This is a genomic window from Bacillus cereus group sp. BfR-BA-01408 (genome assembly GCF_022663305.1).
Classification (GTDB): Bacteria; Bacillota; Bacilli; order Bacillales; family Bacillaceae_G; genus Bacillus_A; species Bacillus_A pacificus.
In genome coordinates this window covers 1-8,211 of the sequence record NZ_JAKUFF010000125.1, presented here as the reverse complement: position 1 = coordinate 8,211, position 8,211 = coordinate 1, and the positions used below count along the sequence as shown (strand labels likewise).

The window sequence follows — 8,211 nt, the reverse complement described above, 5'->3', positions numbered from 1 at the left end:
TTATATAGAGACAGTTCCAGCTGCTATAGCTGCTTTTTTACCAAATCAGATGGTTACAAACCCAAACACATATCCTAATCCAATGAACATGCCTAAATATAGATAACCAAGGATTTAAGATTTAAAAAAGAGAACATATTAACACTAAAGGATTTATACTTGAATCCAAGTTGTCATAGGTATAGTTTATTACATTGATCCTATAGCATTTAAAGAAAAGCTATTTGATAGAAAAGGTATTGCATGTTATCAAGGTACAAAATTATTTTATTAGATATTCATTCTATATTTAGGATGTATATCTGTTGACCTAAAAATAGGAATCTAAAATCCTTGAATATGCTAAATAGAAAACTTTAATTTAGAGAATTAGATGATTTACAACAATATTGGACTATCCCTATCTATAGGGGGAAGAAAATCCTGTAATATCTATTTTCCGTTCACTATTTTAGTAGGATCAACTCATGGTGCACATAATAAAAAAACATATTTGTACGTTGAAGTCACATGCCTCTTCTCTTATTTGTCTAGGGGGGGCTATGAAATTTCAATAGGCACAGAAGACAAAATGTCGAAGGCTTTCTATAAATGATAGTTATATTTGAAAAATCAGTAATTTCATTTACTAAATTAAATAAACAATGTTATAATTTGGTTTAGAATCTGCTTATTCAGAATTAATAGTTAATTGATATGATATTTAACATTGTTTTAATCGTAAAACAAAGTGTTAATTCTCTTTTATAGAGAATTATATGGCGGCATAGCCAAGTGGTAAGGCCCAGGTCTGCAAAACCTGTATCATCGGTTCAAATCCGATTGTCGCCTTTTATTTTAGTATATCAATATTTTTCACATGGTGGCATGCCAATTAGGAATGGTACAAGGTTAGCATACCCTTTTATGTTGGTTCGAATCCAACTGTCACCTTATATCCCAATACCCTTTGGGAATAGTTGTATATGAAAACTTTTCTTTGTAACTCCTCAGTCATTTATATATTGTACTAATTACTTAAACAACCACACTTTACACTACTACACCTATAAGTCAAACACGATGGATTTTTTTCATTGAAAGACCCCAAAAGAATAATTTTTACAATGGTCATGAATAATGTATGTTATTAAGCATGGTTAAATTTGTCCTATTAAAATTTTGAATCCTTCCTAATGTAATTGAATAGGCTTTTACAGCGATAAATGTGTTAATTATAGTATTCGCAACAAAATAGTTGAACAAGAATTATGCTAAATTTTACAATTAATTTTCTTAATATTCTGATTTTTTATTTTTTAGTTATTATATAAGTTAAGTATTTTAAAGGAGGTGATTTTATGAAGAGTAAAGGAGCATTAAGATCTTTCTTGGTTTTAGTTATATTGTTAGGATTTTTACCAATAGAAAAAGCAAGTGCCTCTGTATCATCTAATCCATTAAATGAAGTAGCAAATCAAATTGACACAAGTAAAAATTATTATATAGTTCCAGCAGATTCACCAACAAAAGGGCTGCGTTTCCGTTTGCTCTTTGGTGCTCGTATTCATGTACTTGTTGGCTCACAAGGAGATCCTATGAAGTTGCATTTTTCTGAAGAAAACAAGAAATATCGTATTGAGGACTCTGTGAATTGGATAAAAGGACCTATTTCTTATTGGTTTAGTACATCGGATGATAGTGTATATTTTGGTGGGGAGGAAAATGCAGCTTATTGGACGATAACTCCTGTGGAGGGAGGATATACTCTTCAAGCAGAAGGTGGATACCTTAAATATGAGAATATTGAATCACCAATGTATGGTCCTCTTACAATGACCTATTTAGGTAAAGAAAAAGTTGTGTGGAAATTAGTACCTGTACTATAAATTTCATATAAGATTTATAGGATATATTTAATGGGAAAATAAATTAGTTTACTAAACAATTTTTAACTATAGCAGGTTTGACACTCCCACCCCTAAAGGGGCCAGCTGACTAACGCCAGCGGGATTCTTGCTACCAAAGGCGAAGTCCATTTCTGGTATTGCTGACGTGCAAGATTGCGATATGTACTGTTTTTTTGATAGCGTTCCATACTCACTGATCTAAAACCTATTCAAGCGTAAAGATTATTAGTCTCAACTATTCTTATTAGTGGTAAGGTGATACCTGTGTTATAATTTGGGTTTTCGTAATTTGATGAAAATAATAGGAGAAAGAGGATTATCAATTACTTACACAACAATTATGTGTAGGGTTCATTGATCTAAATTTGTTATTATACAAGCTAAACCGTAATAATTTCATTTACCGTATGGATAGATACGTAATACACAGGGGTTAGACTCAAAAGAGAGAATCAGTCTCTATTTTAAAAGTCAAAGAAAATCAATGGAATCTATACTTAACTTATGTTAAATTTAATGTAGATTTACTTTTCTTTTTTTATTTCTTTTAAACATTCAAGAGCCGTTTCGCGGTTCAGATTCAGACACTAATATGGTGTTTATGACTCTGAGTCCGAAACGGCTCTTTTTATATATAATTATTTATTTTTAATGAGATCATGAAAATGAACAAATGTGTTTTGGGATTAAACAATATAAAAAAGAGTGAAGACCGGAAGGTACGAAGGAAGCATGGCTGTAGCCATGCCGTTGCGAAGACAATTGGATTTGCTAAAGAAACGTGGATATAACAGTTGCTCTCCACGCTAAAAATAGAGCGACAGGCGTAGGCTTAAATTAAAGTTTTACAGATACATATGGAGTAGCGGATTGACACCTTATGGTGTGCGGCGCATTTGCCGCGCACCATAAGGTGGATTATGCCCGTTTGAGCGTGAGCGAAAACGGGCCGACCGAAGGGCGGCGGGAATATGGGAAGACGGCGAGGATCTTCAAAAGTATCCCTTGTAAGGCAAATTGAAAATGCAGTAAAAGAAATTATTTGTATTGGGCAATCAAAATATGAGGCAAAAAAAGAAGGACAGCATACGAGGGGTCTATATTCTTTTAAACATATTCAAAATACAATATCGGTTTCAATTGATTTTGCACGTTTTTGTGGGGAACAGTATGGAATTACACGAATCATTTATTTTAAAGAAGAATATTATTATGCTTATTTACAGTATAAAGAACAAGAAGGGGTGTCCTACGGACACCTAATGAATATTGAGACGTGCCTAAGGAAGTTACAAATAGCTATGCACAAACAAGCAGAGAAATTTCAAAAGGACCCGGTGAGCTTTTGTTCTGAAAAAAGAGTGTTTAGCTATAACAACCCAAAAAATAAGAAAGCTCCTGAGAATCGCTCTATGAGCTTGAGAGAAGCGAATAGATTAATAGAGAATATCCCCTCTATCCATGTTCGGAATGCATTTCAATTACAGTTATATTTGGGACTTCGTGCGAGGGAAGTTATCAATCTGACTTTAGAACATTTTGATTTGAAGAATGGTATTTTAAAGATTAAGAATGGAAAAGGAATTACAAAAGGTGGACGGAGACGTGAAATTCAGATACCTGAAAGATTGCAAGAAAAAATCTATGAAATAATTAAAGATAAAAAGTTACATGAAAAAGTCATTCCAGTTAAAGATAATACTTTGCGGGCAGCTCTATTAAAAGCTGGAAGGACAACTGGGATTCCTACGAATGGAACGCATATGTTCCGTCATACGTTCGCGAGGGAACGTTTTAAAGAATTATTAGGGGAATCCTATGAGCAAGGACAGAAAGTATTGGCTTATATGCTGAAAAATCATGAGCGAGGAAAACGCGCGGATTATGGGATTCGTCAAGAGTTTAAAACTACCTATCGGCAAGTACAAGATGCGATGAATATAGTTCATGAAGAATTAGGTCACGGAAGAGGAAGAGTAGATTTAGCTCAAGTTTATTTAAAATGCTAAGATAGAGGAGTTATAACCGTTATAACGAATTTGAAATACTAAAAAGGAGGTTATGACTATTATGACTCCTATAATTTATGAAAATGTATCCCAAGTTGCTAAAAGATTAAAAGTATCACCGTCTACGATTAAAAAATATTATTTATTAATTGAGAGTTATAACTGTTATGCTTTTAAAAGAGATGAACGAGAACGGGTTATTTTTGATGATTATGATATCGGATTATTACAAAGGTTAGTAGAATTAAAAAGTATGCCCCAAGTTACATTGGAAGATGCTTGTAAATTACTTTTAGAAGAAGAAGGGTTAACAGTTCAGAATATAAATATGACTGTTATAACACCTAAATCAGATGATTTAAAAGAATTATTGCAAGAATTAAAAGGTACAGTGGAGCTACAACAAAAACAATTACAGAATCAAAATGAACAAATAGCTCAATTAACAAACTTATTGGAATCGCAACAAAAATTATTAACTCACTCCGATACTGTAGAGAAACAACAAGTTGCTGATCGTGATAAAGCTGTTATGACTGTTATACGAGAGCTTCAAGAAGTAAAACAGATGGTTGCGGCAAGTAATGAAAAGAAATGGTATCAATTTTGGAAGTAATCTACTGATTCCTATGTGTTTATGCCGCGAAAGTCACTTGACTATGAGGGGAAGAGGCTCGTAGTCAAGTGAATCGTGGAGTGAAAAGCATAGGACAGATGCCCCAGTATTAAAGGGAAAAAACCAATGTCTTCGCCAAAATTCGTGGTTCTACTGTTAGAAAAAGGCGAATAAGAATATAGCATACATACAATAAGGGAATGCAGTATAGATCAGTCTACAAGCATTCCCTTGCTATATTGATGTTAATAATATTTTAATGCTGTTGTTACTATATATGCCATGTATAGCAATGATAAAAAGATTAATATATCTAGTGTTAAAAAAACATATAATATTATTTTTATCTTTTTAGATATTTCATTTTTAATCATATATATAATGAATAGCATTGTAGTGGATTGAAATAGCATAGTGAAAATTAAAAATGTAATGGCAAATACCATATTCCCTGGTATAAATGGAGTATTCATTATAAGTAGAGAACTAATTATATTAAGAATAAGCGTAGTTAGTATAAAAATATATTTATAGATGTTTTTAATTTTGATCACCTACTTTAATTTTTTGTTTGATAATATAGTTGTTTATTTTTATGGTTATATATAAGTATTTTGTTATTATTTTCGTCTACAATGTAAACATCTTTTTCTTGCCAATCTATCCCGTGAGGTATATCTTTTTCGATTGAAAATAAAACGTCTTTATTTCTAAAAGGAATTGAATTTCGATTAGCATGAATGTTTATTTCATGTTCTTTTGTTTGAATGCTATAATCTCCTGAATAATTGGAGAAAAACGGTGTTAATTTACTATAAATATATAGAATTTCTTTTTTATCGCTTTCTTGATAAAAGTGGGAATTAATAACGTTTAGATCTGATGTTTTTATGTCTTTTGGTATAAGTAAAAAAGCAATGAGACAATAAAATATAACAACAATAGTAATTAAAGAATATATGTAGAGAGCGGCTATTAATAAATATCTTTTATAATTGCTTTGTTTTATTATCTGATCTTGCAAATTTGAATCCTCCTTTAATAAAGAATCAATTGAAACATTAAATAGATTGCTTAAGGCTAATAAATTGGTTAGATCAGGAAGACTTTTTCCTAGTTCCCATTTAGATATAACTTGTCTTGAAATAAATAATTGGCTGGCTACATCTTCTTGTGTCATGTTATTTATTAATCTTAAATGTTTTATTTTTTTTCCAATGTCCATATATGTACCTCCTTTGATTACTTTAATTATTCTAATGTTAAATAGTAAGGAACGCATCGTAGCGTTATAAAAAAGGCATGCAACGATGTGTTGCATGCCTTTTTTGGGTTATTAATTTATTGTTGTTTTTTTACATTGCTAAATTTGAGATGTAATATCCAAATTCATAGCCTATTCTTATAATTCCAGCACCTAATATTATGTAGAGGGAATATTTAATAAATTGGTTTTCTTTTAGGAATTCATTTAAATTATTCACGATGAACACTCCTTTTAATATTTTAATTTCAATATATTAAAATTAAAATAAAATGAAAAGATTAAATTTGAAATGTATCAAGAATATTATCTTTTTCTTCTTTATTGATTCCAATATATTTAAGTGTAATTTGTGGTGTGCTATGGTTAAGTATTTCTTGTAACATGGCTACATCTTTTGTTTGTTTATAAAACCAATAACCGAAGGTTTTGCGCATGGTGTGAGTACCAATGGATTCTACACCGGCAAAATCTCCGGCTTTTTGCAATTGTCGATATGCTTGGATCTTACTAATCGGTTGATCGCCTTTTCTTGAAGGGAATAACCATGTACTTTCTAGTGATTGGGCATACGAATAGATTTCATCAAAAATAGAAGTAAGATTAATCATGCGTTCTTTCTTCGTTTTTCCTTCTTTGATTTTAAATTCTTTTCTCTTTTTGCGTTTTAGTTTTACTATGGTTTGTGTTTCAAGTTGGAGTAGATCACTTACGCGTAGACCGGTATGAATTCCAACAAGAAAGAGAATATAGTCTCTTTGGGAACAATGACGTTTAAGAGCCCATTTCATATCTTCGATCTGTTCTTTGCTACGGATAGGTTGGACATCGATAAGATGTGGCTTTTTCTTCATGGATTTATGACCTCTTTATTTATAGTGTTTTGAATGTATACTTTTGTTGTATAAATTGAGGATATCAGGTGATTTAGTTAGAAGTCAATGTTCTAGAGGATTTGAATGTAAACTAATATTCAAAAGTTTACATTTGAATCGAGTATGTATTCCTTGTTTTTTTGTTCTTATTAATATTTAAAATAATGTAGGAATATCGTAAAAGAATTATAGCGTCAAGAGAGAAGAAAAAGCCGTGATGGAAGTTCTGGTGGGTGTTACTAGATAAATTACGCATAAGTAGAAAAGTATACTTTTCTACTTATGATAATAGGGATATTTCTATATTTTTCATATCTCTGTTAAGAGCTTGAATTTTCTTTTCTGCTCAGGTGTTAGCTCGTTTTCTACATAACGATCTATAAGTAAGTCTATTATTTCATAAGCGAATTTTGTATTTGTAAGTTTCATTAATACTTCAAGTTCTTCTTTTGATTGATTAGAAATTTTAATACTACCTTGCTGATTTTTAAATTCCTTTTTTGTTTTAGTTTTTTCGTTTCTTTTTGCTTTTCGAGTTACTTGTTTTTCTTCTGTCTTAGGTTGAGAAGGAGCAGTTGCTTCAGCGTTATTGTCAATCGCAGCTTGTCCTTGCTTTGGTACATAAGGCTCAGTTGGCTCAAAGTTCCTTCTCTTTCTACCTAACAAACCAGGAGTTTTCGCCATATTACACACCAACCTTCATTTTTTCAAACATATCGATACGAGATAATAATTCATCACTAATCGTTTCGTATAATTCAATTACATTCATATCATGTCTATCTTTTTCAGTAATACCATTTACATCAAATCTTTTAATACGCTCCATTTGAGGGACGACATTTTTAAATAGGTTCTCTTCACCAAAGATTTCACGAGCGTTTTCCATGATGTATTCATCAACTTTACCATTATTTTTTAATAAGACAGGAAGAATACCAACTACTTCAATATCAAGATCATATTGTTCTTTCAACTTGATGAGTTCATTAACGTAGTTCTCTGCACCAGTTAGAGAACGTTCTTGTGTTTGTAAAGCAATTAGAACATAATCAGAGGCCACAACGGCGTTCTTCGTAACTTCTAGTGACATAGGAGGAACATCAATAAATATGTAGTCATATTTATGTTTTATCTTTTCAAGTAATCCTTTAAAGTAGTGATCTTCCTCTTTTTCAGAAGTGCAAGTCTTATAAAGGAACTTTGCGAAATCTTGAAAATCAACATAAGAAGGAATTAAATATAAGTTCTCCATGATTTCCACTTCTAAACCATCTAAATTCCCTTCTTGTATCCCCTTCATTAATGTTTTTTCAACAGTTACAATTTCATCTGGATTAAGAATGGATTTTGTTAACATTAAAGACTTTGTTGCATTACTCTGCGGATCAAGGTCAACGAGTAACGTTCGCTTTCCTTTTTTCGCAAATTCATAAGAGTTTAATACAGCATTTGTGGTTTTACCAACGCCACCTTTGTAATTCCCAACCGTAATTGTAATAGCCATTTTTAACACTCCAGTAATATTTTTTAAAATTTCCCTATATCCCTTTATAGA

8 protein-coding genes and 2 tRNA genes are annotated in these 8,211 nt (G+C 31.4%); 5 read left to right on the top strand and 5 right to left on the bottom strand.

Features of this window, described 5'->3' with window-relative positions; genetic code table 11:
* Positions 1-760: 760 nt before the first annotated feature.
* The 5 genes from MR083_RS25615 to MR083_RS25590 all read left to right on the top strand — a co-directional run bounded on the left by MR083_RS25615 (position 761) and on the right by MR083_RS25590 (position 4,514).
* Positions 761-831: transfer RNA gene (locus MR083_RS25615), tRNA-Cys, on the top strand.
* Positions 832-861: 30 nt separating this feature from the next.
* Positions 862-933: transfer RNA gene (locus MR083_RS25610), tRNA-Ala, on the top strand.
* Between the two features lie 407 nt (positions 934-1,340).
* A complete protein-coding gene (locus tag MR083_RS25605; protein WP_242270040.1) occupies positions 1,341-1,868 on the top strand; it encodes a hypothetical protein in 528 nt (175 codons plus the stop codon).
* A gap of 992 nt (positions 1,869-2,860) precedes the next feature.
* Positions 2,861-3,898, top strand: coding sequence for a tyrosine-type recombinase/integrase (locus tag MR083_RS25595; RefSeq protein ID WP_242270039.1), 1,038 nt, complete (start codon positions 2,861-2,863; stop codon positions 3,896-3,898).
* Positions 3,899-3,959: 61 nt separating this feature from the next.
* Positions 3,960-4,514, top strand: coding sequence for a DUF3967 domain-containing protein (locus MR083_RS25590; RefSeq protein ID WP_242270038.1), 555 nt, complete (start codon positions 3,960-3,962; stop codon positions 4,512-4,514).
* 559 nt (positions 4,515-5,073) lie between these two features.
* Here MR083_RS25590 and MR083_RS25585 read toward each other — a convergent pair.
* From MR083_RS25585 to MR083_RS25570, 5 genes are all read right to left on the bottom strand, one after another.
* The gene (locus MR083_RS25585) at positions 5,074-5,739 is read right to left on the bottom strand and encodes a helix-turn-helix domain-containing protein (RefSeq protein WP_242270037.1); all 666 of its coding nucleotides are present in this window, start codon (positions 5,737-5,739) and stop codon (positions 5,074-5,076) included.
* A 130-nt stretch (positions 5,740-5,869) separates the two neighbouring features.
* Positions 5,870-5,998 carry a hypothetical protein gene (locus MR083_RS27880; protein WP_255259355.1) on the bottom strand — a complete coding sequence of 43 codons (129 nt, stop codon included), beginning with the start codon at positions 5,996-5,998 and terminating at the stop codon, positions 5,870-5,872.
* A 61-nt stretch (positions 5,999-6,059) separates the two neighbouring features.
* On the bottom strand, positions 6,060-6,632 hold the full coding sequence (locus MR083_RS25580; protein WP_000729002.1) for a tyrosine-type recombinase/integrase: 573 nt from the start codon (positions 6,630-6,632) through the stop codon (positions 6,060-6,062).
* 330 nt (positions 6,633-6,962) lie between these two features.
* Positions 6,963-7,337 carry a hypothetical protein gene (locus MR083_RS25575; protein ID WP_001140762.1) on the bottom strand — a complete coding sequence of 125 codons (375 nt, stop codon included), beginning with the start codon at positions 7,335-7,337 and terminating at the stop codon, positions 6,963-6,965.
* 1 nt (position 7,338) lies between these two features.
* Positions 7,339-8,160: a ParA family protein gene (locus MR083_RS25570; RefSeq protein WP_242270041.1), complete on the bottom strand. Its 822-nt coding sequence runs from the start codon at positions 8,158-8,160 to the stop codon at positions 7,339-7,341.
* Positions 8,161-8,211: the final 51 nt, after the last annotated feature.

Excerpts from the sequence above, each read along its gene's own strand:
- MR083_RS25605 (WP_242270040.1), top strand. The coding sequence starts at position 1,341 with ATGAAGAGTAAAGGAGCATTAAGATCTTTCTTGGTTTTAGTTATATTG.
- MR083_RS25595 (WP_242270039.1), top strand. The coding sequence starts at position 2,861 with ATGGGAAGACGGCGAGGATCTTCAAAAGTATCCCTTGTAAGGCAAATT.
- MR083_RS25590 (WP_242270038.1), top strand. The coding sequence starts at position 3,960 with ATGACTCCTATAATTTATGAAAATGTATCCCAAGTTGCTAAAAGATTA.
- MR083_RS25585 (WP_242270037.1), bottom strand. The coding sequence starts at position 5,739 with ATGGACATTGGAAAAAAAATAAAACATTTAAGATTAATAAATAACATG.
- MR083_RS25580 (WP_000729002.1), bottom strand. The coding sequence starts at position 6,632 with ATGAAGAAAAAGCCACATCTTATCGATGTCCAACCTATCCGTAGCAAA.
- MR083_RS25575 (WP_001140762.1), bottom strand. The coding sequence starts at position 7,337 with ATGGCGAAAACTCCTGGTTTGTTAGGTAGAAAGAGAAGGAACTTTGAG.
- MR083_RS25570 (WP_242270041.1), bottom strand. The coding sequence starts at position 8,160 with ATGGCTATTACAATTACGGTTGGGAATTACAAAGGTGGCGTTGGTAAA.